Annotated in this window: 22 protein-coding genes; 7 read left to right on the top strand and 15 right to left on the bottom strand. The window is 65.3% G+C overall.

Annotation, left to right across the window (positions count from 1 at the left end; all coding sequences use genetic code 11):
- Window positions 1-13 precede the first annotated feature (13 nt).
- Window positions 14-946 carry a DedA family protein/thiosulfate sulfurtransferase GlpE gene (locus tag HV765_RS17545; protein WP_175170469.1) on the bottom strand — a complete coding sequence of 311 codons (933 nt, stop codon included), beginning with the start codon at window positions 944-946 and terminating at the stop codon, window positions 14-16.
- A gap of 430 nt (window positions 947-1376) precedes the next feature.
- Here HV765_RS17545 and HV765_RS17540 point away from each other — a divergent pair, with 430 nt between their 5' ends.
- The 5 genes from HV765_RS17540 (at window position 1377) to HV765_RS17520 (ending at window position 7499) form a co-directional block, all read left to right on the top strand.
- Entirely contained in the window at window positions 1377-2411 is a 1035-nt protein-coding gene (locus tag HV765_RS17540) for a BMP family protein (RefSeq protein WP_054420935.1), read from the top strand.
- Window positions 2408-3937: an ABC transporter ATP-binding protein gene (locus tag HV765_RS17535; protein ID WP_175170468.1), complete on the top strand. Its 1530-nt coding sequence runs from the start codon at window positions 2408-2410 to the stop codon at window positions 3935-3937. The genes HV765_RS17540 and HV765_RS17535 overlap by 4 nt, the downstream gene beginning before the upstream one ends.
- A gap of 70 nt (window positions 3938-4007) precedes the next feature.
- Window positions 4008-5081: an ABC transporter permease gene (locus HV765_RS17530; RefSeq protein ID WP_050728326.1), complete on the top strand. Its 1074-nt coding sequence runs from the start codon at window positions 4008-4010 to the stop codon at window positions 5079-5081.
- Between the two features lie 10 nt (window positions 5082-5091).
- The gene (locus tag HV765_RS17525; protein ID WP_046804007.1) at window positions 5092-6042 is read left to right on the top strand and encodes an ABC transporter permease; all 951 of its coding nucleotides are present in this window, start codon (window positions 5092-5094) and stop codon (window positions 6040-6042) included.
- A 143-nt stretch (window positions 6043-6185) separates the two neighbouring features.
- Window positions 6186-7499 (top strand): amidohydrolase family protein, encoded by a 1314-nt coding sequence (locus tag HV765_RS17520; protein ID WP_175170467.1) that lies wholly within the window; start codon window positions 6186-6188, stop codon window positions 7497-7499.
- Here HV765_RS17520 and HV765_RS17515 read toward each other — a convergent pair.
- Genes HV765_RS17515 through HV765_RS17475 form a run of 9 tightly spaced genes read right to left on the bottom strand, consistent with a single transcriptional unit; the run spans window position 7441 to window position 15696 of the window.
- Window positions 7441-7830, bottom strand: a complete 390-nt coding sequence (locus HV765_RS17515) for a RidA family protein (protein ID WP_054420932.1) — start codon at window positions 7828-7830, stop codon at window positions 7441-7443. The two genes, HV765_RS17520 and HV765_RS17515, sit on opposite strands and share 59 nt — an antisense overlap.
- A complete protein-coding gene (locus HV765_RS17510) occupies window positions 7827-8990 on the bottom strand; it encodes an NAD(P)/FAD-dependent oxidoreductase (RefSeq protein WP_175170466.1) in 1164 nt (387 codons plus the stop codon). Before HV765_RS17510 ends, HV765_RS17515 begins: the two co-directional genes overlap by 4 nt.
- A gap of 4 nt (window positions 8991-8994) precedes the next feature.
- Window positions 8995-10437, bottom strand: coding sequence for an FAD/NAD(P)-dependent oxidoreductase (locus tag HV765_RS17505; RefSeq protein ID WP_175170465.1), 1443 nt, complete (start codon window positions 10435-10437; stop codon window positions 8995-8997).
- Window positions 10434-10742, bottom strand: a complete 309-nt coding sequence (locus HV765_RS17500; protein ID WP_046804012.1) for a (2Fe-2S)-binding protein — start codon at window positions 10740-10742, stop codon at window positions 10434-10436. The genes HV765_RS17505 and HV765_RS17500 overlap by 4 nt, the downstream gene beginning before the upstream one ends.
- Entirely contained in the window at window positions 10726-11883 is a 1158-nt protein-coding gene (locus HV765_RS17495; RefSeq protein ID WP_175170464.1) for an NAD(P)/FAD-dependent oxidoreductase, read from the bottom strand. The genes HV765_RS17500 and HV765_RS17495 overlap by 17 nt, the downstream gene beginning before the upstream one ends.
- Window positions 11883-12683: an ABC transporter permease gene (locus HV765_RS17490; protein WP_054420928.1), complete on the bottom strand. Its 801-nt coding sequence runs from the start codon at window positions 12681-12683 to the stop codon at window positions 11883-11885. Before HV765_RS17490 ends, HV765_RS17495 begins: the two co-directional genes overlap by 1 nt.
- 1 nt (window position 12684) lies before the next feature.
- Window positions 12685-13551, bottom strand: a complete 867-nt coding sequence (locus HV765_RS17485; protein ID WP_175170463.1) for an ABC transporter permease — start codon at window positions 13549-13551, stop codon at window positions 12685-12687.
- Window positions 13548-14609 carry an ABC transporter ATP-binding protein gene (locus HV765_RS17480; protein ID WP_054420927.1) on the bottom strand — a complete coding sequence of 354 codons (1062 nt, stop codon included), beginning with the start codon at window positions 14607-14609 and terminating at the stop codon, window positions 13548-13550. The genes HV765_RS17485 and HV765_RS17480 overlap by 4 nt, the downstream gene beginning before the upstream one ends.
- Before the next feature lie 55 nt (window positions 14610-14664).
- Complete coding sequence (locus tag HV765_RS17475) at window positions 14665-15696, bottom strand: ABC transporter substrate-binding protein (protein ID WP_175170462.1); 1032 nt, start codon at window positions 15694-15696, stop codon at window positions 14665-14667.
- A 131-nt stretch (window positions 15697-15827) separates the two neighbouring features.
- Here HV765_RS17475 and HV765_RS17470 point away from each other — a divergent pair, with 131 nt between their 5' ends.
- Complete coding sequence (locus HV765_RS17470) at window positions 15828-16631, top strand: GntR family transcriptional regulator (RefSeq protein ID WP_175170461.1); 804 nt, start codon at window positions 15828-15830, stop codon at window positions 16629-16631.
- A 15-nt stretch (window positions 16632-16646) separates the two neighbouring features.
- Here HV765_RS17470 and HV765_RS17465 read toward each other — a convergent pair whose 3' ends face one another.
- The 3 genes from HV765_RS17465 to HV765_RS17455 are packed head-to-tail and all read right to left on the bottom strand — an operon-like array spanning window position 16647 to window position 21435.
- Window positions 16647-18365, bottom strand: a complete 1719-nt coding sequence (locus tag HV765_RS17465) for a hydantoinase B/oxoprolinase family protein (protein ID WP_175170460.1) — start codon at window positions 18363-18365, stop codon at window positions 16647-16649.
- On the bottom strand, window positions 18358-20415 hold the full coding sequence (locus HV765_RS17460; RefSeq protein ID WP_175170459.1) for a hydantoinase/oxoprolinase family protein: 2058 nt from the start codon (window positions 20413-20415) through the stop codon (window positions 18358-18360). The genes HV765_RS17465 and HV765_RS17460 overlap by 8 nt, the downstream gene beginning before the upstream one ends.
- A 39-nt stretch (window positions 20416-20454) precedes the next feature.
- Window positions 20455-21435: a Bug family tripartite tricarboxylate transporter substrate binding protein gene (locus HV765_RS17455; RefSeq protein WP_175170458.1), complete on the bottom strand. Its 981-nt coding sequence runs from the start codon at window positions 21433-21435 to the stop codon at window positions 20455-20457.
- A 159-nt stretch (window positions 21436-21594) separates the two neighbouring features.
- On the opposite strand from HV765_RS17455, the gene HV765_RS17450 reads away from it, so the two are divergent.
- On the top strand, window positions 21595-22491 hold the full coding sequence (locus HV765_RS17450; protein ID WP_254600617.1) for a LysR family transcriptional regulator: 897 nt from the start codon (window positions 21595-21597) through the stop codon (window positions 22489-22491).
- Window positions 22492-22506: 15 nt separating this feature from the next.
- On the opposite strand, the gene HV765_RS17445 is transcribed toward HV765_RS17450, so the two are convergent.
- Both HV765_RS17445 and HV765_RS17440 read right to left on the bottom strand, forming a co-directional pair.
- Entirely contained in the window at window positions 22507-23340 is an 834-nt protein-coding gene (locus tag HV765_RS17445) for an AraC family transcriptional regulator (RefSeq protein WP_054420921.1), read from the bottom strand.
- A gap of 540 nt (window positions 23341-23880) precedes the next feature.
- Complete coding sequence (locus tag HV765_RS17440) at window positions 23881-24816, bottom strand: 2-hydroxyacid dehydrogenase (RefSeq protein ID WP_175170457.1); 936 nt, start codon at window positions 24814-24816, stop codon at window positions 23881-23883.
- Window positions 24817-24877 lie beyond the last annotated feature (61 nt).

Here is a 24877-nt window from a genome sequence, read left to right as displayed (position 1 = left end):
GGCTGATGTGAAATTATGCGCTTGGCGCAGCGGGTGGCGCGTGATTGCGTTCCATCCACGCCTCGTAACCGCCGCGCAGCGCCCAGGTCTTGGGATACCCCGCCGCGCGCAGGCGCGAGGCCAGCAGCGCGGCCGAGACCTCGTTCGGGCAGGCGCAATAGACCACGATGTCGGAGTCCAGCGCGTGGGCGTCCAGTGCAGGCAAGGGCGCCTTCAAGTCCACGGCGATGGCGCCGGGGATGCGCGCAGCGTCGCGCTGCGCTTCGGGGCGCACGTCAAAGACCAGCGGGTTGCGGCCGTCTTGCCGCCACTGCATCAGCTCGTCGACCGACACACGCGGAATGATGCGCAGGCTGCGCAGCAGAATGCGGCGGCGCAAAAAACGCGTCAGGATATACAGCGCCAACACCGCAGCCAGCACGCCCAGCCCCATCGCGCCGTAGGTGCCCAGAATCTCCAGCACATCATTGACCACGCTGTGGAACAGCCCGCCCAGCAGCAACGCGGAGCCAGCCCAGATCATCGCGCCCACCAGGTCGTACAGCAGAAAGCGCCGGTAGGCGGTGCCGGTCAGGCCCGCCATGACGGTGGACAGCGCGCCCGCGCCGGGCAGGAACTTGCACACCAGCAAGGCCCGCACACCAATGCGCAAATACAGGCGTTGCGTCTGGCGGATGCAGGAATCCTGCGACAGCGACATCTTGCAGATCACGCCCAGCAGCCGCGAACCGTAGCGCCGGCCGGCCACATACCAAAGCGAGTCCGCGAGCAAGCAGGCGACGGTGGCAGCCAGCCAGGGCACAAGCCACCCCGCCGCGCCGCCCAGCGCGCCCGCCGCAATCAGCATCGGGTACGCAGGCACGGGCAAGCCCGCCTGTTCGACGAGCACGTTGGCGAACACCAGCCACCCGCCGTATTGCTCGAGCAGCAATTGAATGTCTTGCATGGAATTTCCAGCTTGCCGCGCCTCGCGCAGCTTATGGCGGGATTTTAAGTGCGGCGGGCGGCGCCCCAGGGGATACGCACAACGTTGACGCGGGAACTCACCGTTTCGCAGCAAGGGTGTCCACGCTTTGGGACAACCCGCACCACCTTGGTGCCACGAATCCCCGCCAGGGTGCCTATAATCCTGCCCGTCCATCAGGTTTCCCCGACTTGTCGCAGGAATGCCCCATGGCATACAACTTGCTTCGCCAGGACTGGCTGCGAACCCGACCATTCGGGTGGGACGCGCCTCCCGGCGCCTCCATCCGATGACCGATCCCTCGCCTACGTTTCCGCCCGTTCGCCCCGGCACGCCTGCCGGCGACCGCGATTTTCAAACGTCTGGCCGCCATTCCCATTCTGTTTCCATCCCCCGCGAAGGAGTCACCCGCATGAAATCCTTGTCCACCCCGTCCGCCGGCGGCATCGCCCGCCGCGGCCTGCTCAAGCTGGCGGCCGCCGCCGCTGCCGGCGCGCTGCTGTTCTCGGGCGCCGTGCAAGCCCAAGCCCCCGCCAAGACCAAGGTTGCCGCCATCTACACGGTGCCGGTCGAGCAGCAATGGGTGTCGCGCATCCACAAGGCGCTGACGGCCGCTCGCGACCGTGGCGAGATCGAATACACCTTCTCGGAAAACGTCACCAACGCCGACTACGAACGCGTCATGCGCCAGTACGCCGAGCAGGGCAACAAGCTGGTGGTGGGTGAAGCCTTCGCCGTGGAAGCCGCCGCCCGCAAGGTGGCCAAGGACTATCCGCAGACCGCCTTCCTGATGGGTTCTTCGGGCAAGCCGCAGCAGCCCAACTTCTCGGTGTTCGACAACTACATCCAGGAACCCGCCTACCTGACCGGCATGATCGCCGGCGGCATGAGCAAGTCCGGCAAGATCGGCCTGGTGGGCGGCTACCCCATCCCCGAAGTGAACCGCCTGATGCAGGCCTTCATCGAAGGCGCCAAGGAAGTGAACCCGAAGGCTGAATTCACCGTGACCTTCATCGGTTCGTGGTTCGATCCCCCGAAGGCCAAGGAAGCCGCCTTCGCCATGATCGACAAGGGCGCAGACGTGCTGTACGCCGAACGCTTTGGCGTGTCGGATGCCGCCAAGGAACGCGGCAAGCTGGCCATCGGCAACGTCATCGACACGCAGCCGCAGTACCCCGAGACCGTGGTGGCTTCCGCGCTGTGGAGCATGGAACCCACCATCGACGAGGCGCTCAAGCAGGTCAAGGCGGGCACGTTCAAGGCCGATGACTACGGCCAGTACTCGCTGATGAAGCACAAGGGCTCGTCGCTGGCGCCCTTGGGCACCTTCGAAAAGAAGATCCCCGCTGAGCTGATCGCCCAGGTCCAAGCCAAGCAAAAAGCCATTCTGGACGGCAGCTTCACCGTCAAGGTCAACGACAAAGAACCCAAGTCCTCGGCACGATGAATCAAGCGCCTCTCGCCCTGCAACTGACAGGGATCACCAAGCGTTTCGGCAGCCTGACGGCCAACGACGATATCTCGCTGACGCTGCGGCAAGGCGAAGTGTTGGCCTTGCTGGGCGAGAACGGCGCCGGCAAATCGACCCTGGTGTCGATTCTGTTCGGCCACTATGTGGCCGATGCCGGCAGTATCGACGTCTTCGGCAAACCCTTGCCGCCCGGCCGGCCCGACGCCGCGCTGGCGGCGGGGGTGGGCATGGTGCATCAGCACTTCACCCTGGCCGACAACCTGACCGTGCTGGACAACATCATGGTCGGCACGGAATCGCTGTGGAAACTGGCGTCCGGCCGCAGCAAAGCGCGCCGCCGCCTGGTTGAACTGGGCCAACGCTTCGGCCTGGGCGTGGACCCGGACGCGCGCGTGGGCGGCTTGTCCGTCGGCGAAAAGCAGCGCGTGGAAATCCTGAAGGCGCTGTATCGCGGCGCGCGCGTCCTGATCCTGGACGAGCCCACGGCAGTGCTCACGCCGCAGGAAGTGCAGGACCTGTTTGCGACCCTGCGCGGTTTTGTTGACGAAGGCTTGGCCGTCATCTTCATCTCGCACAAGCTGGACGAAGTGATGGCCGTGTCGCGCCGCGTGGCCGTGCTGCGCCAGGGCAAGCTGGTGGCCGAACGCGACACCGCCGGCACCAGCCCCGCCGAACTGGCGGAGTTGATGGTGGGCCGCAAGGTCGTCATGCCGCGCGCGGAAGCCGTGGCCGCCGCCGAACAGGCGGCGCCCGTGGTGACCTTGTCGCAAGTGACGGTGCGCGACAGCCGCGATGGCGCCCCGCGCCTGGACAGCCTGGACCTGACCGTCCACAAACATGAAATCGTGGCGATTGCGGGCGTGGCCGGCAACGGCCAGCAGGCGCTGGTGTCGGTGTTGACCGGCCTGCGCCAACCCAGCGACGGCACGATCCGGCTGGGTGCGGAACACGCAGCCGCGCCCACGACACCCGCCGGATGGACTGCGGCCCGCGTCGGCCGCATTCCCGAAGACCGCCACGGCGAAGGCATGATCGGCGACAGCCCGCTATGGGAAAACGCCATCGTTGAAGATTTGAAGGACAAGCGCTTTGCGCGCTACGGCCTGATCCGCGCACGTGCCGGCCGCGCTTACGCGGCATCGTTGGCCAAGCAATTCGACGTGCGCGCGGCCTCGCTGGATGTGCGCACGCGCAGCCTGTCGGGCGGCAACATGCAGAAGCTGATTCTGGGCCGCACGCTCGCACGCGAACCGCGCTTCATCGTGGCCGACCAGCCAACCTGGGGCCTGGACATTGGCGCGGTCGCCTATGTGCGCGAGCAGTTGCTGGCCGCCCGCGCACGCGGCGCCGGCGTGCTGCTGGTGTCCGAAGACCTGGAAGAAATCTTCGCCTTGGCCGACCGCATCGCCGTGCTGTGCGGCGGCAAGCTCGTCGCCGTCAAGCCGGTGGCCGAATGGACGCCCGCCACCGTGGGCCTGGCCATGACGGGAACGCGCGCATGAGGGCCAACCCCGGGCCACCCCGGGGCCGTTCCCTCCCACGCCGCTTCCCCCTCTATTGAGCATCACTCGCATGAAACTGATCCTGGAACGCCGCCCCGAGCCCAGCCGCATGGCGCTGGCCTTGGCCCCGATTGCGGCCATCCTCTTCACCCTGGCGGTCTGCACCTTGCTGGTCGCCTGGGCCGGCGCGCCGGTTGGCCGCACCTACGCGCTGCTGTTCGAAGGCGCGTTCGGGTCGCGCTTCGCCTTGTCTGAAACGCTGACCCGCGCCACACCCTTGATGCTGACCGGCCTGGCCTGTGCCGTGGCGTTTCGCGCGCGCTTCTACAACATCGGCGCCGAAGGCCAGCTGTATCTGGGCGCGCTGGCGGCCGTGGCCATCGGCGGCCTGCATGACGGCACGGGCTTTGACCTGCCGGTGCCGGTGCTGTTCGGCGGCATGATGCTGGCGGCGGCGCTTGCCGGCGCCTTGCTGCTGCTGATTCCCGCGCTGTTGAAAACCCGTCTGGGCGTGGACGAAGTCGTGACCACCTTGCTGGGCAACTTCATCGTGCTGCTGTTCGTGTCCATGATGCTGGACGGCCCCATGAAAGACCCGATGGCGATGGGCTGGCCGCAATCCGTGGCGCTCAATGGCGACCTGGAACTGGGCAAGCTGATTGAACGCACGCGCGCCCATACCGGCCTCTTGTGGGCGGCCGGATTGGCCCTGGGCTTGTGGCTCTTGAACCGCTACACCGTGTTCGGCTTTCAGATGCGCGCCGTGGGCGCCAACGCGCACGCCTCGCGCTTCCTGGGGCTGCCGGTCAACCGCGTCATGCTCGGCACCGCGATGCTGTCCGGCGCGCTCGCGGGCCTGGCAGGCGCCATCGAAGTGGCGGGCCGCACCGGTTACGTCACGCTGGATATGTCGCCGGGCTACGGCTACACGGGCGTCGTCGTCGCCATGCTGGCCGGCCTGCATCCGCTGGGCGTGATTCTGGCCAGCATCTTTGTCGCCGGCATGCTGGTGGGCGCCGACAGCATGAGCCGCGCTATCGCCGTGCCGAACTACATCGCCGACGTCATCGTCGCCACCTCGTTGCTTGCCATGCTGGTCGCGACGCTATTTGCGCAGTACCGCCTGCGCCGCAACCGGGCTTGAGGAGCACGCCATGGAATGGATGGATCTGTTGAGTTCCTCGGCCTTCTGGGTCGCCGTGCTGCGTCTGGCGACGCCGCTGATTCTGGGCACCTTGGGCGTGCTGCTGTGCGAACGCGCGGGCGTCTTGAACCTGGGCATAGAAGGCATCATGGCGGCCGGTGCATTCACCGGCTGGCTCGTCGTGTATCTGGGCGCGCCGCTGTATGTGGGCGTGCTGGCGGCGGCCTTTGCCGGCGCCGTGTTCGGCCTGCTGCACGCGGTGTTGACGGTGCCGCTGGGATTGTCGCAACACGTGTCGGGGCTGGGGGTGACGCTGCTGGCGACCAGCCTGTCGTACTTCGCGTACCGCGTCACTTTCCCCAGCGTGAACACGCCGCCTACGATCACGCCGTTTGCCGAAATGAAATTCCTGGACGGCATTCCGCTGATTGGCCCGGTGCTGGCCGGGCAGACGCCCATGACGCTGATTGCGCTGGCCGCCGTGCCCATTCTGGCCTGGGTGCTGAACCGCACGCCGGTCGGCCTGGCGATTCGCATGGTGGGCGAAAACCCCGCCGCCGCCGAAGGGCAGGGCCTGTCGGTCACGCGCCTGCGCATCGGCGCGATCGTGGCGGGCTCGGCGCTGATGGGGGTTGCCGGCAGTTTCCTGACGCTGGCCGCGTTCAACGCGTTCTTCTTCAATATGGTCAACGGCCGAGGCTGGGTCTGCGTGGCGCTGGTCGTGTTCGCCTCTTGGCGGCCCGGCAAGGCGCTGCTTGGCGCGCTGATCTTCGCCTTCTTCGATGCACTGCAACTGCGGCTGCAACAGGGCGGGGCCGCCTTGCCCGGCCTGCCCGAGCTACCGTATCAGGTGTACCTGATGCTGCCGTACATCCTGTCCATCCTGGCCCTGGTGGTGATGGCGCGCCGCGCCGCCTACCCGCAGGCCCTGATGAAGCCCTACCGCAAGGGCGAACGCTAAGGGTGTGACCCACCCCCGAAGCGCTGCGCGCTTCCCCCTCAAGGGGGCGTCGCGACGGACCGGCGGAGCCGGCTCCGTGCGACCCCGATGCTGGGGTACTTTTGCAGCACTGTGAAATACTGAACTTCCACTAGGATCCCCCAATGCTCGATCTCATCATCAAGAATTGCACGCTGCCCGATGGCCGCACGAACATCGACATCGGCGTGGCTCAGGGCCGCATCACGGCGGTGGAACCTGCGCTGAAGGCCGAAGCCGGCCAGGTGATTGATGCCGCCGGCCAGCTGGTGAGCTCGCCCTTCGTGGACGCGCACTTCCACATGGACTCGACCTTGTCCTTTGGTCTGCCGCGCGTGAACCAGTCCGGCACCTTGCTGGAAGGCATTGCGCTGTGGGGCGAACTGAAGCCGCTGCTGACGCAAGAAGCGCTGGTCGAACGGGCGCTTGCGTATTGCGACTGGGCCGTGGCGCGTGGCTTGCTCGCCATCCGCTCGCACGTTGACGTCTGCGACCCGCGTCTGTTGGCAACCGAAGCGCTGCTGCACGTGCGCGAGAAGGTCAAACCCTATCTGGACCTGCAACTGGTCGCCTTCCCGCAAGACGGCGTGCTGCGCGCGCCGGGCGCGATGGACAACCTGAAGCGCGCGCTCGACATGGGCGTGGATGTGGTGGGCGGCATTCCGCACTTTGAACGCACCATGCAGGACGGCGCCGAGTCCGTGCGCATCCTGTGCGAACTGGCCGCCGAACGCGGCCTGCGCGTAGACATGCATTGCGATGAAAGCGACGACCCCTTGTCGCGCCACATCGAAACGCTGGCCTACCACACGCAACGCCTGGGCCTGCATGGCCGCGTCACCGGTTCGCACCTGACGTCCATGCATTCCATGGACAACTACTACGTGTCCAAGCTGATTCCGCTGATGCGCGAAGCGGGTGTCGCCGCCATCGCCAACCCGTTGATCAACATCACGCTGCAAGGCCGCCACGATACCTATCCGAAGCGCCGCGGCATGACGCGCGTGCCGGAACTGCTGGCCGCTGGCGTGCCGGTGGCCTTCGGCCACGATTGCGTGATGGACCCCTGGTACAGCCTGGGTTCGGGTGACATGCTGGAAGTGGCGCACATGGGCCTGCACGTGGCCCAGATGACGGGCCAGGACGCCATGCGCGCCTGTTTCGAAGCCGTGACGACCACGCCCGCGAAAATTCTTGGGCTGGACGAAACCGGCATCGCGGTCGGAAAGCGCGCCGACCTCGTGCTGCTGCAAGCGCGCGACCCCGTCGAAGCGCTACGCTTGCGTGCGACCCGTCTGATGGTGCTGCGCGCGGGCCAGGTGATTGCCACCACGCCGCCCGCCACCGCCACCTTGAACCTGCCGGGCCGCCCTGGCCAGGTCAGCTTTCAGACACCGGCCCGCTCACGTATGCCGGCCGCTTGGCGGCCGTCACGATGATCTCCACCAGCAGCTCCGGCGCGGCCAGCTTGGCCTCGCAGGTGGCGCGGGTGGGCATCGCGTCCGGCAGCGCCCACTCGGCCCACACGCTATTCATGCCGGCGAAGTCGCGGTCGATGTCCTTCAGCCAGATCTGCACCGACAACAGCCGCGACTTATCGGTGCCAGCCTGCGCCAGATAGCCGTCGATCTTCGCCAACGCGTCGCGCGTTTGCGCCGCGATGCCGCCTTCAGCCGCAGACGTCACGCCCGCCACGTACACCGTATCGCCATGGATCACGATGCGGCTCAGGCGCTGGTTGGTTTCCTTGCGCACGATATCGTCATTCATTCGTCTTGCTCCTTGTTTGATGGGGAGGACGCGATAGCCGCGTCCGAAAAACGGTCAATCCGGAATGGCGCAATCGGCATGCCCGTCGCGCCAGTCGTGATCAGGTCAGCCATGATGCGGCCCACAATCGGGCCCAGCTCAAAGCCATGCGCCGAAAAGCCGAACGCGTGAAACGCGGTCTCGTGACGGCTGCTGCGTCCGATGACAGGAATCTCATCCGGCATGGCCGCCTCGATACCCGCCCAGCCCCGGTTCACGATCGCATCGCGCATGTGCGGAAACAGATCGCAGACCGTGCGTGCGCCTTCGGCCAGCGAGCGGAAATCCAGCTCAGTCCATTCCGCGTCGCGATCCACCCAGGCGCGCCGTCCGCCGCCAATCAGCACGGTGCCATTTGAGCGCTGCTTGAACGACAACGCGCGGCCCGTGCCCAGCACGACGGGGTCCAGAAAGTGATCCATGCGCAGCGTCACCAGCATCATCGGGCTAATGGCCAAAAGCGGCACCGGCTCGCCCCATTGCGCCGCGATGCGGTCGGCCCACGCGCCCGCGCAGTTCAACACTTGCGGCGCAGTGTAAGTGCCCGCATCGGTGTCCACGCGCCATTGGCCGTCCACGCGCGCAACGCCCTGCACGCGCACGCCTTCCAGAAAGCGCGCGCCCAGGCTCGCCGCCTTGGTGCGGAACGCCAGCGTCGTGCGATACGGATCGGCCGCCGCGTCCTCGCGTGCAATCAGGCCGCCCTGGATGGTGGGCGCAAGCGCCGGAATCATCTCCCGCAAATCCTCGGCGCTGATCCATTGCTCGTGCGTGTAGCCGTGCGCGGTCATCGTCTGTAAGCGCGTCTGCAACGCGGATACGTCGGCGGCGTTTTCGGCCACGCGCACCTGGCCGTGCTGCTCGAAACCGCAATCGTCATCCACCAGATCGCCAATGCGATACCAGAGCTCGCGCGAGGCCAGCGCCAGCGGCACCTCGGCCAGATGCCGCGACAAGGTGCGCACGCCGCCCGCATTCACGCCCGACGCGTGCCGGCCCACGTAGTTCTTTTCGATCACCAGGGCAGACACGCCCGCACGCGCCAGATGCAGCGCCGCCGAGCTGCCGTGCAGGCCTCCCCCGATGATGATGACTGCTGCCGACCGCGTTGCACCGGTCATGGCATTACTTTTTCAAACGGACCACAGCCTGGCGGGAATCGTCCGTCTGCGGCAGCGACGCGAGTTCTCCCAGGGTCAGCGGCTTGGTCGGAAAACGCAGCCGGTAATAGCCCACTTCCTGCGTCGGCACGCCCCGTTCCTCGGCGATGATCTCGGCCACGGTCAGCCCACAGAAGCGCCCTTGGCACGGCCCCATGCCGCAACGCAGAAACGCCTTCATCTGGTTCGGGCCGGTGCAGCCCAGCTTGACCGTGTCGCGCACCTGCGCGGCGGTGACTTCCTCGCAGCGGCACACGATGGTGTCGCCGGTCGGGCGTCTGAACGCGTCAGGCGCCTTGTAGAGCGCGTCGAAGAACTCGCGGCCTCTCACGGCACGGGCTAGCGCAACGCGCGGCGCCACGGCCTCGCTATCGCGTTTGGCGGCATCAATGCGGCCCAACAGATGCGCGGCTTGCAGCGCGGCCAGCCGGCCACGGTGCTCCGCCGCCAACGCGCCCGCGATTCCTGCGCCATCACCCGCCATGCCGATGCCGTCCACCGACGTCAGCCCCCATGCGTCAACCTGCGGCTCCCAACAGTCCAGCGCATCATTCCAGCGGTGTTCCGCACCCACCGCGCGCGACAGGTTCACGTTGGGCACCACGCCTTGATGCAGCATCAGCTGTTCGGCGGGCAAAGTCTTGGTGACGCCGCCTGCCGTGTAGCGCACGCTTTGCAGCTTGCCATCGCCCAGCGCTTCCAGCGCGGTGACACCGCGCGTGATCGGCACCGCGGCCTTCACCGCACGCAGCAGCTTCAAACCCTTGCCCAGATACGGCGAACGCAGAAAGCCCCACACCTTGGGCAGCGCCTGGCTCATGCGGCCGGGCGGCGTGGTTTCCAGCAGCGCGTCAATCTTCACGCCCGCGTTCAGGTATTGCCACGCCACCAAATACAGCAGCGGGCCGCTGCCGGCCAGCACCGTGCGGTCGGCCGGCACCACGCCCGACGACTTCAGCAGAATCTGCGCCGCGCCTGCGGTGATGACGCCCGGCAGCGTCCAGCCCGGAATGGGGAAGGGGCGCTCTTGCGCACCGGTTGCCAACAGCAGCCGGCGCGCATGCACGATGCGCGCTTCGCCCGCCACCGAGTACGCCACCTCGAAGCCCTTGTCGGGATGCGGCGCGGTGTGCTCGGCCACGGCCCAGACGGTGGCGCCCGGCACATAGCGCGCGCCCGACTGCTTGAACGGGCCGACAAGCGACGCGCCATGCCAATAGTCTTCGCCCAGAATGCTGCGGTCGGTGACGGGCGTGGTCGTGATGGCGCGATAGATCTGTCCGCCCGGCGCCGCCTGCTCATCCAGCAGCACCGTGTCCACGCCCAGCTTGGCCGCCAGCGTCGCCGCCGCCAATCCTGCGGGGCCTGCGCCCACCACCAGCAAATCACATTGCGTCGTATCGATCATGCCTGCACCTTGCGCGCGCCCAGCTGGCGCTCGATCTTCATGCCTTCGCGCACGGCCGTCATGCAGCCTTGCTGATTCGCCTGGCCGTCAATGGTGACCAGGCAGTCGTAGCACACGCCCATCATGCAATAGGGCCCGCGCGGCACTTCGTTGACCGCTGTGTCGCGACAGGCCGACACGCCGCCTGCAAACAGCGCCGCCGCCACGCTGTCGCCTTGGCGGCACTGCAGCTCGGCCCCGTTGACCGTCACGCGCACGGGCGCGCCTTGCGCCTGGCGCTGCGCCTCGTCAAGCCTCTTGAACATGGAACCTCCGGGTCGAGAAGGGCGCCATGTCGTCGGCAAGCTTGCCGGCCACGATCATGGGCGCCAGATTGAGAGCATGCGCGGCGGCCAGCGTCACGCCGCTGTGACAGGTGGCGACGAAAGCGCCCGGGCACGTTTCAGATTGCTGATAAATCGGAAAGCCATCCTTGGACATCACGCGCAGCGCGGCCCAGCTGCGCACCACGCGCACGTCGCGCAAGGCAGGCAGCGTGCGCACCGCGCGGTCGGCCAGCGTGCCCAGAATCGGCAGGCCCACCAGGTTGTCCACATAGCCGGCCTCTTCTTGCGAATCGCCGATCAGCCACGTGCCTTCATCGGTTTGGCGCAAGGTGGAGAGCGGCGTTTCCAGCATGCGGCGCGTGCGTTCCAGCACCACGATCTGCCCACGCTGCGGGCGCACCGGCACGTCCAGGCCAACTTGCGCACCCAGGTCTTTGTTCGACAAGCCCGATGCCAGCACGACCTTGCGCGCACGCACCGTGCCTGATGGCGTGGCGATCTCGAACACCCCGTCGCGCTGCTTGATGCTTTGTGCCGGCCGGCGCGGCAAGTAATCCACCACCCGCTGTGCAAAACTCATGTGCAGCGCGCGCAGCAGCTTCAGCGGGTTGGCAATGCCGTCCACCGGCGTCCAAGTGGCGCCGCGCACCTCGGGGCCAATGCCCGGCACCAAGTCCGCAACCTCGGCGCGGTCCAGCAGTTTCCAGTCGTACTGTGCCATGCCCGGTTGCGCCAGCAAGGTCTGCATGAACTTGCCGCGCGCTTCCACCTCTTCGTCACTCAACAGCGCGTGCAGTCCGCCGCGCTGTTCCAGGTGCACGTCCACACCGGTCTCGTCCAGCAGTTGCGCAGCCAGCCGGGGCCAGCCGGACGCGGACGTCATCGTCCACACGCCGTAGCGCGGCAGCCCCATGCCTTTGCTCTGCACCCACACCAGCCCGAAGTTACCGCGCGACGCCCGGTACGCCACGTCGCCTTCGTCCAGCACGGCCACATGGTCCAGCTCGCGCCGCAAGCCATAGGCAATGGCCGACCCCACCAGCCCGCCGCCGATCACCACAGCGTCATAAATGCCGCGATGCACGGGCGCGCGGGGCGCCAGTTCTTTCTCGTCCGTCATTAGCGTCCCTTTCCTACAAACAGCTTTTCCAGGCCGACCACGCGGTCCAGAATGAAGATGGCGATGATCGTTACGTAGATCAGCACGGCCGACACGGCCGTCACGAGCGGGTCGATGGTGTCTTCGATATGCAGGAAGATACGCACCGGCAGCGTCGTCGTGGACGGCGAGGCGATGAAGATCGACATGGTCAATTCATCGAAGCTTGTGATGAAGGCGATGACCCAGCCGCTGACCACCCCCGGCAGCAGCAAGGGCAACACCACGCGCCGGAATGCCGTCCAGTTGGACGCGCCCAATGATTGCGCAGCGCGCTCCAGCGCCGGATCGATCCCGGTGGCGGAAGCCAGCACCAGACGCAACGCGTAGGGCATCACCAGAATCACGTGCGCGACCACCAGCCCCACATAGGTGCCGGCCAGGTCCACAGTGGTGAAAAACTTCAGGAACGCCAAGCCCAGCACCACATGCGGAATCATCAGCGGCGACAGAAAGAACGCCACCAACGCCTCGCGGCCACGGAAGCGGTTGCGGGCCAGCGCCAGCGCGCTTGGCACCGCCAGCGCAATGGCCAATGTTGCCGACAGCGTGCCCAGTCCCAGACTGAACCAGAAGGCTTCCACAAAGCGCGGGTTGTCCAAAATGGCGCGGAACCAGCGCAGCGACAGCCCGCTCGTCGGCAACGAGATAAAGCCTTCTGACGTGAACGCCACCGCGCACACCATCACGATGGGCGCCAGGATGAAAAGAATGAACAGCGTGTGGAACAGCAGGCCGATGGGGCCGTTTCGGAATTGCATCTCAGCCTCCGGCCTGGTTGAAGACGGCGCCGTACTTGCGCTCGATGATCCGGTTGGCCGACAGCAGCACCACCACGGTCGCCAGCAGCAGCACGACCGCCAGCGCCGCGCCCAGCGGCCAGTTCAGCGTGTTCAGGAATTCGTCGTAGGCGGCTGTGGCCACGTTCTTCAAGCGGCGTCCGCCGATGATGGCCGGCGTGGCGAACGAGCTTGCCGCCATCGCAAACACCATGATTGCGCCCGATAAAATGCCCGGCATGACTTGCGGCACGATCACGCGGCGGATCACCGTGAATTGCGATGCGCCCAATGACAGGGCCGCGGCTTCCGTTGACGGGTTGATCCGCTGCAACGACGCCCATACCGAAATCACCATGAATGGCACCAGCACGTGCGTGAGCGCAATGGCCACGCCCAGATTGCTGTACATCAGGTCCACCGGCGTTGAGATGATGCCGATCCCCATCAACGCCTTGTTGATCAAGCCCGTCGAACCAAACAGCAGCGCCCAGCCCAAGGTGCGCACCACCACCGAAATCAGCAGCGGCCCCAGCACCACCATCAGGAACAAGCCTTTCCACGGATTGGCCATGCGCGACAGCACGTAGGCCTCGGCCGTGCCCAGCACCAGGCAGGCTAGCGTCACGGCGGCGGCGACGCCGAACGTGCGGGCGTAGATCTCGTAGTAGTAGCCGTCAGTCAGGATCTCGATGTAGTTCTTCCACGTAAACGTGGCCTGCATGCCGCCATAGAACTGGAAGTCAAAGAAACTGATCAGGAACACCAGCGCCATCGGCACCACCAGGAAGGTGGCGTACACCACCAGCGCTGGCGCGCTCAGCACCCAAGGGTTGACGCGCGCGCTCATGACGCGCGGCCCTGCGGCGCGGCCGCCACCACACACATGTCCTGCGCGCGCCAGCGCAGGTGCACGGTTTCCCCTTCGGCCGGCACGGGCACGCCGTCGTTCTGCCGGATCACCATGACTTCGCCCACGGATGTTTCCACCTGGCACAACCAGTGGTTGCCCTGGAACACGCGCGTCTTCATGCGGCCGGGCAGGGCACAGGCGGCGGGCTCAGAAAACAGGATCTTCTCGGGCCGCACAATCACCGCGCCTTGCGGCACGGGCGCGCCGTCCATCGAGATGTGCGCCTCGCCCACACGGGCGCGCGTTTCATCGTTGTACTGCTCGGACTGCGGCGTGAACACATTCGCCTTGCCCAAAAAGCCGCCGACGAAATGGCTGGCCGGCCCTTCATAGGCCTGGAACGGTTCCGCCACCTGTTCCACCCGGCCCTGGTTCATCACCACGATGCGGTCCGACAAGGCCAGCGCTTCGGACTGATCGTGCGTCACCAGAATCGTGGTGGTGCCGATGGTGCGTTGAATGCTGCGCAGCTCCAGCTGCATTTCCTCGCGCAGCTTGGCGTCCAGGTTCGACAGCGGCTCATCCAGCAACAGCACGCTGGGGCGGATGACCAGCGCGCGCGCCAACGCCACGCGCTGCTGCTGCCCGCCGGACATGCGCGCCGGATGGCGGTCAGCCAGATGCGACAAGCCCACCAGCTTCAACGCTTCCGCCACGCGCGCCTCGCGCTCGTCCTTCTTCACCCGCTGCATCTCCAGGCCGAACGACACGTTTTCAGAAGCGGTCATATGCGGGAACAAGGCGTAGTTCTGAAACACCAGGCCCAGGCCGCGCTTGTTGGCCGGCACGCGGCTGACGTCGCGGCCATCCAGCACGATGCTGCCGCCCGTGGGTTCGACAAAGCCCGCAATCATTTGCAGCGTGGTGGTCTTGCCGCAGCCGGAAGGCCCCAGCAGCGAAATGAATTCGCCCCGGTTTACCGACAGGCTCAGCTCTTCGACGGCAGTCGTGTCGCCATAGCGCTTGCTCAGGCGGTTCAACACTAGATAGGTCATGAAAGCTCCCGTGGGCGGCGCGGTGCGCCGCCCCGTTTTCACTGCCGGCTGCGCGTCAGCGCTCGATTTCCCGCGTCCAGCGCTTGTTCCAGTCGTCGCGGTTCTGGTTCACCGTGTCCCAATCAATCACGATGAGGTCCGCAGCACGCTTGCCAATCGGCAGCGGCACGCGCGGGTCATCCTCGATCTTGGCTTTCTTGTTGACCGGGCCATAGCCGTAGGCCGACGCCAGTTTCTGTTGCACCTCGGGCGTCACCAGGTACTGCACGAAGGCTTGCGCAACCGGGTTGGGGCTGGCCTTGGCGATCGGGCACACCGACGACAGCAGGGCGTAAGCGCCTTCCTGCGGATAGACGAAGCCCACCGGGAATCCGGTGTCGGCGAACGCCTTCGCGCGGCCGCTGCCCCACACGGAAATCACGGCCTGGCCGCTGGAGAACAGCTCGGTCATCTTGCCGGGCGACGGTTCATAGACCAGCACGTTGGGGCCGACCTCGTTCTTGAACGTGGTGAAACCCGCGTCGATCTTCTTTTCGCTGCCGCCGCCTTCGCGGGCGTATTCCACCAGCGCGTGCAAGCCGTAGGTGTTGTTCAGCGGCGGCACGACCAGCTGCTTCTTGTACTTGGGGTCCTTCAGGTCTTTCCACGACGTGGGCGCAGCCCATTTCTTTTCATCGAAGACTTTCTTGTTGTACATGATGCCGGTGGCCACGATGCCGATGGCGACGGCCTTGTCATCCTTGTAGCGTGCGGTGCTGTAGATGTCGTCGGCGGGCAGGCCCGTGATCGGGGCGCAGAAGCCCAGCGCAATGGCCTGGTACATGGGGCCGTCATCAATGATGGCGACGTCGATCTGCTGATTGCTTTTCTGCGCTTGCAGGCGCGCCACCGTGTTGGTGGAGTTGCCCGCCACATAGTCCAGCTCGACGCCGTGCTGCTTGGCGAAGGGCGGGAAGATGTCTTTACGCATGATGTCTTCGAACGAGCCGCCGTAACCGGCCACCACCAACTTCTGCTGCGCTGCTGCATTGGCGCTGAGTCCGGCTGCCACCGTCGCCGCCACGATCACTGCAAGTACCTTGCCCATGAGAACCCCCGAATTGTTGGTACACTTTGTCCGTACATGAATGTCCGGACAAATAATGAATCCCACAAGACACCGCTGTCAATCGGTTATTGTCCGTACAAACCCCATATAACAATTCAAGGAGCCTCCCGATGACCCGATCCTCCGAGCGCGCGGCGGGCCCTGGCGGAGCACGGCAGGCGCGCGGCAAACCGGAATCGCACGCGCCGGATGCCGACGCCAGCGGCCCCCGTTACAAGAGCATTTTCCAGACGCTGTCCCAAGACATCAGCACCGGCCGCTACCCCGTCATGACGCTGCTGCCGACGGAACACGAGCTTTGCGATCAGTTCAACGCCAGCCGCCACACCATTCGCGAAGCCATCCGCATGCTGACCGTGGCGGGCATGGTGTCGCGCCGCCCCGGCGTCGGCACTCGCGTGGAAACCGCCCGTGCCAGCACCCGCTTCACGCAGCGTATTTCGCAGTTTCCTGACCTGCTGCAATACGCGCGCAACGCCGCGCTGCTGGTGCAAGACGTACGCACCATCAAGCTGCCCAAGCGGCTGGCCGAAGCGCTGGGCTGCTCGGCTGATAAATCCTGGCTGCACATCAACTCCATCAAGACCCTTGACGACCCGGACACCGCCGCCGCCAGCACGCTGATCTACGCCGACCCCGAACACTCGGATGTGCGCGTCGAGGTCAAGTCGCGCATCTCGCTCTTGCGCCTGATCGAAGACCACTTTGGCGACCGCATCACCGAGGTCAACCAGGAGTTCTCGGCCACGCCCATCAACGCGACGATCGCCAAGCAACTCAAGGTTGAACCCAAGACGGCGGGCTTTGTCATTACCCGCCGCTACTACGGCGAAGGCGGCCTGCTGCTGCTTGCCACCATCACCACGTTCCCGCACGACAAGATGAAATACTCGATGACGCTCAACGTGGGGTAACTGGGCTGCCGAGCCCTAGACAGCGCCCTGCACAGCGCCATAGTCCTTTCTAGCGGCCTCGGCGCTGATCTTTCCATCCGCCAGATCTTGCTCGATACGGGTGCGCAACCGCTCGGCAGGCGCGCCGTAACCGCCACCGCCCGGGGTTTCAATCCGCACGCTGTCACCCGGCGCCAACGCGATGTTCGCCGTCTTCGAAAACAGTTCTTCCGCCTGGGGCGTGCCGAAGTTGCGGATCAGGCGCGCACGGCGTCCGTCACCGCCGCCGTCCACCCCGGCTGCGACGCCTACCGTATGGCTGTCCGATCGCGCCGAGAACACGATGCCCGGCCCCACCGCGCGAATCTGCTTGGCAATCGCCAGCCCGCCGCGTGTGCGGCCCGCGCCGCCCGAATCCGGAATCATCGCGTACTCGTCCATCATCAGCGGGTACTCGTTTTCCAGCGCTTCCACCGGCAGGTTCGACGTGTTGGTCATGTGCACATGCACCGCGTCCATGCCATCGGCATCAAAGCGCGCACCCGCGCCGCCGCCCAACGTTTCCAGGTACACGAAGTGCCCCGCGCGTTCGCGCCAGCGGCCTGAAAACACAATGGCGGGGCAGCAGTCGTTGCTGGACGCCATGGTCTTTTCCGGCGGCAGCAAACCACGAAACGCACCGAAGATGGCGCCCGCCACTTTCTGCGCCGTAATCGACCGCGCGCCCACTGCCGCCGGATGTTCCGGGTTGGTAATCGTGCCCACCGGCGCCGACACCGAGATGGGATCGAACAAGCCCGCATTCGGCGCAAGATCCGGGTCAAGCAGCGCTTTCACGGCGTAGTACACGCAAGCGCGCAAAGCGTTGAAGGGCAGGTTCATCGCGCCACGCGCCTGCTTGCCCGAGCCTTCGAAATCGAAGTGCAGATTGCCGGGGTTCACGGTCAGCGTGACTTGTATCGGCACCGGGTCGCCACCCATGCCGTCGTCGTCCAGATCGCTGCGGAACGTGTAGCTGCCCTGACGCAATTCAGCGATGCGATTGAGCAGGCGTCGGCGCGTGTACGCGATGACGTCGTCAACCGAACGCAGCACCGCATCCAGCCCCATCTGGCGGATCAGGCCTTGCACAGCGGCCGCGCCCCGGCGGTTGGTGGCCATCTGCACGCGCAAGTCCAGCACGCGTTCTTCCGGGTCGCGGGTGTTCGCGCAGATCAGGCGCAGCATGTCTTCGTCGGTCTCGCCGTGCTTGGCGATGCGGCACGCGGGAATGCGTATGCCTTCCTCAAAAATGGATTTCAAGCCGCCCGCGATCGACCCCGGCACCGCGCCACCCACATCCGAATGGTGCGCAATATTGGCGGCGAAAAAGCGCAGCACGCCGTCCCAGAACACGGGCGTGACGATGTTGATGTCGGGCAGATGGCTGCCGTCCGCCAGGTACGGGTCATTGCAGATAAAGACATCGCCTTCGCGGATGTCGTCGGCCTTGAACGTGCGAAGAATCGCGCCCATTGCGCCATCCAGCGACCCCAGGTGCAACGGAATCTGCGTGCCTTGCGCCACCAGCCTGCCAGCCGCATCAAACAGTGCGACGGAGCAGTCCTTGCGTTCCTTGATGTTGGTGGAGAACGACGCGCGCACGAGCGTGTTGTTCATGTCTTCGGTGATGGACAGCAGGCGGTTGCAGAACACTTCCATGCCGATGGGGTCGGCCAGTGCCGCGCCGGCGTCGTGAGGGTTGGGCTTAGTCATTCAAGCCTCCTTGCAAACGGATGATCAGGTTGCCGTATTCGTCCACGCTGACGTGCTGGCCCACGCCCACCACGGTGGTCGAGCTCATTTCTTCCAGCAGCGCGGGGCCGGTGAAGCGGGCGCCGGTTGGCACGCGGTCGCGGTCGTACACCGGCGTTTCACGCCAGCCGTGTTCGGCGCCGAAGTACGCCTTGCGTACGCCCAGCCTGGCGTCTTCCAGCACCCCGCCGATATGGCGCGGCGCAAGCGGGGCCTTGACCACCTGGCCCACGGCCTGCATGCGGCAGTTGATGATCTGCACGTTGCGGTCGTCGACGGTGTAGCCGTATTCGCGCTCGTGTGCTTCAGCGAAGCGGCGCGCAAATTCGGCGTAGCCGCCCGCGCCCGTATCGTCCAGGCTGACCTGCACTTCAAAGTTCTGGCCTTCGTAGCGCGCGTCGATGGCGCTGTGGCAGATCCGCAATGCGGGGTCCACACGCTCGTCGTCCAGCCAGTTCTGGGCTTGCGTGCGCAGCCCGTCGAAGAGGGTTGAGATTGCGGGCCAGGCCGCTTCGCTTGCCAGCGAGATTTCGCTTTGCACGAAGTCAAACGAGATGTCGCTTAGCAAGATGCCGCGTGCGCACATCGTGCCGGGTTCCTGCGGCACGATGACGACAGGAATGCCGCATTCCTCGGCCACTTCGACGGCGTGCAATGGCCCCGCGCCGCCGTAGGCGTAGAGCGCGAAGCGCGACAAGTCATAGCCGCGCTCGGTGGACACGGCGCGGATGGCGCGGCTCATGTTCGCTGCGGCAATGCGCAGAATGCCTTCGGCTGCGGCTTCGCGGTCCAGGCCCAACGGTTCGGCCACGCGTTGTTCAATCACACGGCGCGCCGCTTCTGCATGCACGGGCATGCGGCCGTTCAACAACGCGACCGGGTTCAACCGTTGCAGCGCGATCTCGGCATCGGTGATGGTTGGCTCCTGACCGCCGCGGCCATAGCCCACCGGCCCCGGCACCGCGCCCGCGCTGTGCGGGCCTACCTTCAATGCACCGGCGTCGTCCAGCCACGCAATGCTGCCGCCGCCCGCGCCAATCACATGGATATCCACCATCGGCGTCTTCACCGGGTAGCCCGCCACATGACGATGCGAGGTAAACAGCGGACGTCCGTCGCACACCAAGGACACGTCGGTGCTGGTGCCGCCCACGTCGAAGGTGACAAGATTCAGGCTGCCGATGGCGCGCCCCACGGCCGCCGCGCCCACCACGCCCGCCGCCGGCCCGGACAAACACGTCCGCACTGGATATTGGCGCACGGTGGCAATCGACATCAGGCCGCCGTTGGAATGGATGGTGTGCGGTTCGTGGCCGATATCCAGATCGCGCACCCGTTGCAGGAAGCGTTCAAGATAGCGCGCCATCTTCGGGCCTACAGCCGCGTTCAGCACGGTGGTGGACAGGCGTTCGTATTCGCGGAATTCCGGCAGCACATCCGACGACTGGCTGATGTAGGCATCCGGCATGACTTCCGCCACGATGCGCGCCGCGCGCCGCTCGTGTTCAGGGTTCCGGTAGGCATGCAGAAAGCAGATCGTGACGGCTTCGATACCGGCGGCGGCGAACTGCTTCGCCGCCGCCAGCACCTGCTCATCATTCAGCGGCGTCAGCACGTCACCGGCGGCATTCACGCGTTCGTCGACTTCCACGCGAAACTCGCGCGGCACGGCAACGGGCGGCTTGCCCACGCTGTAGTCATACAAATGCGGGCGCGTCTGCCGGCCTATTTCGAGCACGTCGCGAAAGCCGCGCGTGGTGATCAGCCCAACACGCGCGCCCTTGCGTTCAATGATGAGGTTGGTGGCGACTGTGGTGCCATGCCCCACGTGCGACACCTGCGAGGGCGCTACGCCGTGGTCCGTGAGCATCTGGCCGATACCGGTGGCGATGGCTTCCGAGGGGTCGTGCGGCGTGGAAGGCACTTTGTGAAAGTGCACCACGCCGGCGTCCTCGTCGATCATCGTGAAATCGGTAAACGTGCCTCCGACGTCTATCCCTATGCGATACATATCGTTCTTTCCAATAAAGAATGTTGTGGAGCGGGACGATCAATCCAGACGGATGTCGGCCTTCTTGACCACCTGGCACCACTTGCTGATTTCGTCTTTGATCATCGTGCCGAACGCGGGGCCGGCTACGTCTGACACCTGCGCGCCTTGCTGCTCCAGATAGGTTTTCATGGCGGGCGCGTGCAAGGTTTGCACCAGGCCGTCAGTGAGCTTTTGGCGCAGCGGCTCGGGCAAGTTGGCGGGCGCCAGCATGCCGAACCACACCATGGCCTCGTAGCCGGGGTAACCGGATTCCGCCACGGTGGGCACGTCGGGCAACATCGTCGACCGCTGCGGCGACGTCACTGCCAATGCTTTGAGCTTGCCGTCCTTGATGTAGGGGTAGGACGTCATCACCACGTCCATCATCATGTTGATCTGGCCGCCCACCAGGTCGATCAGCGCGGGACCGGAACCGCGATACGGCACGTGCACCATCGACACGCCAGCGGTGGTCTTGAAGAGTTCGGCCGCCAGGTGGTTCGACGTGCCTTGGCCGTTGGAGGCGAAGGAGTACTTCTCAGGGTCTTTCTTCAACAGCGCCACGAACTCTTGCAGGGTGTTGGCGGGCACCGATTGATTCACCGACATCACGTTGGGAATCGTGGCCACTACCGTCAGCGGGGTGAAGTCTTTGATGGCGTCGTAGGGCAGTTTGGAATACACGCATGGGGCGCTTCCGTGCGTGCTGACCGAGCCCATCAGAATGGTGTAGCCGTCGGCCGGCTGGCGGGCGACGTATTCGGTGCCGACAGTGCCGCCTGCGCCGGGGCGGTTTTCGACGATGACGTTGGCGGACAGGCGCTGGCCCAATCCTTCGGCCACCTTGCGCGCAATCAGGTCGGTGGACCCGCCCGCCGCAAACGGCACGACGATGCGGATCACTTTATCCGGCCAGGCGGCGCTGGCGGAACCCGCGGCCGCAAACAACGCGACCCCGGCGGCAATGCGACAGCAACTGCGTATCAGCCCTGAGTTCATGGCTTGGTTTCCCCTTGTTGATAGAACTTCCTTGTGGCCGGATCATGCGTGTCCGACCTTGGTTCGCTGCAACAACGGGTCCATCCTAGGCCTGCGCATTGAATGACAGCAGTCCTACAGGTTTATATTTGTATAACTGCCATTTATAGGTGCGCGGCCGTGAAGAATCCGGACCTGAATCTGCTTCTGCATTTCGATGCCTTGATGGCGTGCCGCAATGTGTCGCGCGCGGCCGAGCAGCTAAACATCAGCCAGCCGGCGATGAGTGCGGCGATGAACCGGCTGCGGCAGTTGTTTGGCGACCCTTTGCTGGTGCGTGAAAGCGGGGCGTGGCAACCGACGGTGCGGGCGCTGGAGCTGCATCAGAATTTCAAGCCGCTGTTGGAAGGGTGGCATCGCGCAACGCGCACGCGAGAGGCGTTCGACCCGGCGCATTCCTCGCGCACGCTGTCGTTGTATGCAACGGACTATGTGCAGTACACGTTGCTGCCCAAGCTGATTCCCCGGCTGGCGGTGGATGCGCCGCATTTTCAGCTGCAGATTGTGCCGGCGCGGCCGCAGCATGGCTTGAGCATGCTGGACACGAATCATGTGGAGTTGATTGCGGGCTATTTTCCAGACCCGGCGCCGGATTTGCGCACGCGGTTTCTGTATCAGGAGCCTGCCGTGTGCATCGTGCGCGAGGGCCATCCCTGTTTGCGCAAGCGTTGGAATCTGGATGCGTACCTGAGCTATGGCCATTTGGATCTGGCGGCGCATACGCGGTACTTCAGTACGGCGATTGACCGCATCCTGATGGGGCAGAACCTCAGCCGCAAGATCGTGGCGACGCTGTCGAGTTATCTGGTGTGCCCGTTCATTGTTGAGGGTTCAGATTTGATTGCGACGATGCCGATCAGCATTGCGAAGGCGATGACGGGTGCGGCGCGGATTGTGACGCAGAAGGTGCCGCTGACGTTGCCGCCGATTGCGGTGTCGCTGTATTGGCACGAGCGCTATCAGGACGACCCCGCGCACGCCTGGCTCAGACAATATCTGGCGGGCGTGCTGGGGTAGCCTTTTTGCGGGGCGCTATTTCAGGGGCAGGCAGATGCGGGTTTGCAGTTGCGCGGGCGGGGTGGTGCGGGGGTCGTTCAGGTATTGCTCGAACATGGGGAAGTCGGCGGGTGTCATGCCGCTTGCGGGCAGCCATTCCGAGAACATCCAGTTGTAGGGTTTGCTCATTTCGTTGTAGGGGCCGGTGTAGGTCAGGATGGCGCAGCGGCCGGCGGGAATTTCAAAGCGTTCGAGTTCGCTGCCCAGGTCGGCGTCGGGGGCCACGGACATGCCGGCAAGGGATCGCAGCTGGCTTTCCGGGACTTGTTCGGGGTCATCGAAGTAGACGCCGAAGCCAATGGATTCAGGCGCGGCGATGCCTCGGCTTGCGGCCAGCATGAAGGCGCGGGTGAAGGTGGTGCCGATGTTTTGGTAGCTTCCGCGATGGGGCAGGACGGCGAGGGTGGCGCCGGGGAAGGTTTCGATGTCGATGGGGTACATGGCTTGCTCCTTGGGGGTGAAGGGTTGGGAGCGGGCGGCCCGATACCGGCCCGGAGAGATGCCAAATACGTTCCCAAACGCGCGGTTGAACGCGGCGTCGGAGTCGTAGCCGGCGCGTTGCGCAACGTTGCGTAGTGGGTCCTGCGTGCCAGCCAGTGCGATCGCGGCGCGATGCATGCGAAGGCGCTGGACAGTGGCGTTGACGGTTTCGCCCATCATGGCGCGGTAGACCCGGTGAAAGTGATACGGCGACAGGCAGGCCAAGTCGGCGAGTTGGTGCAGGTCGGGGTCGGCGTCAGGGTGGGCGGCTAGCCAGTGCAGGACGGGGGTTAGGCGCTGGGCGTATTGGGTTCGGGTTTCGGGCTTCATGCTGGCTCCTTGGAGGGCAATGTAGCTTTGGGCGGTTTGCAGATTTTGCGGTTTTTTTGGTGTTGTTGCTGACTCTGGTGCTGATGCTGTTGCTGTTGCTCTTGCTGATGCTGATGAGTTCTTTTGACGCATGGGGTGACGGGGGCCGGTGGGGTGCGGGTCAACGATTGCGGTCCGGAGCCTTCGCTCCGGACTGCCCCGTCGTCATCTTCGTCAGCGCCTGCGGCGCTTCCTTCAGATTCCCTCGGGCTTATCGACTCCCCGCACCCCACCGGCCCCCGTCACCCCATGCTCCGTCAATGGAAATTTCACGTCAGCTGGGGCGAGTGGTTTGCTTGGGGTGCTTGCCAACGGCGGGGTGTGATGGAAGATCTTGCAGGGCCCGCCCCAGGCCGGCCGCGCGGGCGGCCTTTTGGGGCTTACGCGTTGTGATGATTGGACGAGTTTGGGGGGGCTTACGCGTTGTGATGGTTGGACGAGTTTGGGGGGCTGTCTCGGTGCGTTCGAGATGTAGGACGCGCGGCCCAGCGTCGGGGTGGCTCAATATCCACGCACCGGGTCGAAGATGTTCGGTAGCGCTTCGCCGCGCTCATTCGCTTCGATCAACAACGCGGTGTGGCGCGCGCGTTCTTTGCGATCGGGGATCGCCGCGCAATGGGGCGTGATGATGATGCCGGGGTGCATCCACAATGGGGAATCTTCGGGCAAGGGCTCTTGCTCGAATACGTCGAGAATCGCCTGGTTCAACTGGCCGCTGTCCAAGGCGTTGATGACGTCTTGCGTCACCATGTGCGAGCCGCGGCCGGCGTTGATCAGGCTGGCGCCGCGCGGTAGTTGCGATAGCGTGGCGGCGTTCAGGATGCCTTTGGTGGCGTCCGTGGCGGGGAGCAGGCAGACGAGCAGGTCGGTGTTGGAGAGGAATTCGCCGAACTGGTCTTGGCCGGCGTAGGACGGCAGGCCGTCGAGTTTGCTGGCGCCGCGTGACCAGCCGCTGACGGGGAAGCCAACGCGTGACAGCAATTGCGCACTGGCGACGCCCAGGTGGCCCAGGCCCATGATGCCGACGCGCACGTCGGCGGCAACGCGCAGGGAGTCGAACACTTCCCAGTGGCGGCGCGCCTGGTTGTCGACGACGCGTTTGATGTCGCGGGTGAGCATCAGCGCAGAGGTCAGCACGAACTCGGCCATTTCGGTCTGGGTGCGGCTGGTGACCATGCGGGCGATGGACAGGTGGCGCGGCAGTTGCGGGTCGGCCAGGATGTGGTCGACGCCGGCGCCTGCGCTGATGATGAGTTTCAGGTTGGGGAAGGTGGCCAGCCGGCCGGCGTCGGGGGCCCAGACCAGGGCGTAGTCGATGCTGGCCGGGTCGACGTTTTCATGCCAGCCCACCACGTCCAGCGCCGGGGCGAATGTGCGGAATTGTGCGCGCCATTCGTCTATGGCTTGGGGGCCGCCGGAGTTGATGATGAGCCGCATGCTGGTTCTTCCCTGTGTGCGGGCGTGGGCAGGCCCGGAGCGTGGTGGGTGTTGCGTGGTG

The sequence above is a fragment of the Achromobacter kerstersii genome (genome assembly GCF_902859595.1).
In the GTDB taxonomy this organism is placed as follows: Bacteria; Pseudomonadota; Gammaproteobacteria; order Burkholderiales; family Burkholderiaceae_B; genus Achromobacter; species Achromobacter kerstersii.
This window is presented reverse-complemented; position numbering and strand designations above follow the sequence as displayed.

Excerpts from the sequence above, each read along its gene's own strand:
- HV765_RS17475 (WP_175170462.1), bottom strand. The coding sequence starts at position 15,696 with ATGGGCAAGGTACTTGCAGTGATCGTGGCGGCGACGGTGGCAGCCGGA.
- HV765_RS17495 (WP_175170464.1), bottom strand. The coding sequence starts at position 11,883 with ATGACGGACGAGAAAGAACTGGCGCCCCGCGCGCCCGTGCATCGCGGC.
- HV765_RS17505 (WP_175170465.1), bottom strand. The coding sequence starts at position 10,437 with ATGATCGATACGACGCAATGTGATTTGCTGGTGGTGGGCGCAGGCCCC.
- HV765_RS17455 (WP_175170458.1), bottom strand. The coding sequence starts at position 21,435 with ATGAACTCAGGGCTGATACGCAGTTGCTGTCGCATTGCCGCCGGGGTC.
- HV765_RS17470 (WP_175170461.1), top strand. The coding sequence starts at position 15,828 with ATGACCCGATCCTCCGAGCGCGCGGCGGGCCCTGGCGGAGCACGGCAG.
- HV765_RS17490 (WP_054420928.1), bottom strand. The coding sequence starts at position 12,683 with ATGCAATTCCGAAACGGCCCCATCGGCCTGCTGTTCCACACGCTGTTC.
- HV765_RS17485 (WP_175170463.1), bottom strand. The coding sequence starts at position 13,551 with ATGAGCGCGCGCGTCAACCCTTGGGTGCTGAGCGCGCCAGCGCTGGTG.
- HV765_RS17480 (WP_054420927.1), bottom strand. The coding sequence starts at position 14,609 with ATGACCTATCTAGTGTTGAACCGCCTGAGCAAGCGCTATGGCGACACG.
- HV765_RS17520 (WP_175170467.1), top strand. The coding sequence starts at position 6,186 with ATGCTCGATCTCATCATCAAGAATTGCACGCTGCCCGATGGCCGCACG.
- HV765_RS17460 (WP_175170459.1), bottom strand. The coding sequence starts at position 20,415 with ATGTATCGCATAGGGATAGACGTCGGAGGCACGTTTACCGATTTCACG.
- HV765_RS17500 (WP_046804012.1), bottom strand. The coding sequence starts at position 10,742 with ATGTTCAAGAGGCTTGACGAGGCGCAGCGCCAGGCGCAAGGCGCGCCC.
- HV765_RS17445 (WP_054420921.1), bottom strand. The coding sequence starts at position 23,340 with ATGAAGCCCGAAACCCGAACCCAATACGCCCAGCGCCTAACCCCCGTC.
- HV765_RS17465 (WP_175170460.1), bottom strand. The coding sequence starts at position 18,365 with ATGACTAAGCCCAACCCTCACGACGCCGGCGCGGCACTGGCCGACCCC.
- HV765_RS17545 (WP_175170469.1), bottom strand. The coding sequence starts at position 946 with ATGCAAGACATTCAATTGCTGCTCGAGCAATACGGCGGGTGGCTGGTG.
- HV765_RS17540 (WP_054420935.1), top strand. The coding sequence starts at position 1,377 with ATGAAATCCTTGTCCACCCCGTCCGCCGGCGGCATCGCCCGCCGCGGC.
- HV765_RS17535 (WP_175170468.1), top strand. The coding sequence starts at position 2,408 with ATGAATCAAGCGCCTCTCGCCCTGCAACTGACAGGGATCACCAAGCGT.
- HV765_RS17525 (WP_046804007.1), top strand. The coding sequence starts at position 5,092 with ATGGAATGGATGGATCTGTTGAGTTCCTCGGCCTTCTGGGTCGCCGTG.
- HV765_RS17440 (WP_175170457.1), bottom strand. The coding sequence starts at position 24,816 with ATGCGGCTCATCATCAACTCCGGCGGCCCCCAAGCCATAGACGAATGG.
- HV765_RS17530 (WP_050728326.1), top strand. The coding sequence starts at position 4,008 with ATGAAACTGATCCTGGAACGCCGCCCCGAGCCCAGCCGCATGGCGCTG.
- HV765_RS17515 (WP_054420932.1), bottom strand. The coding sequence starts at position 7,830 with ATGAATGACGATATCGTGCGCAAGGAAACCAACCAGCGCCTGAGCCGC.
- HV765_RS17510 (WP_175170466.1), bottom strand. The coding sequence starts at position 8,990 with ATGACCGGTGCAACGCGGTCGGCAGCAGTCATCATCATCGGGGGAGGC.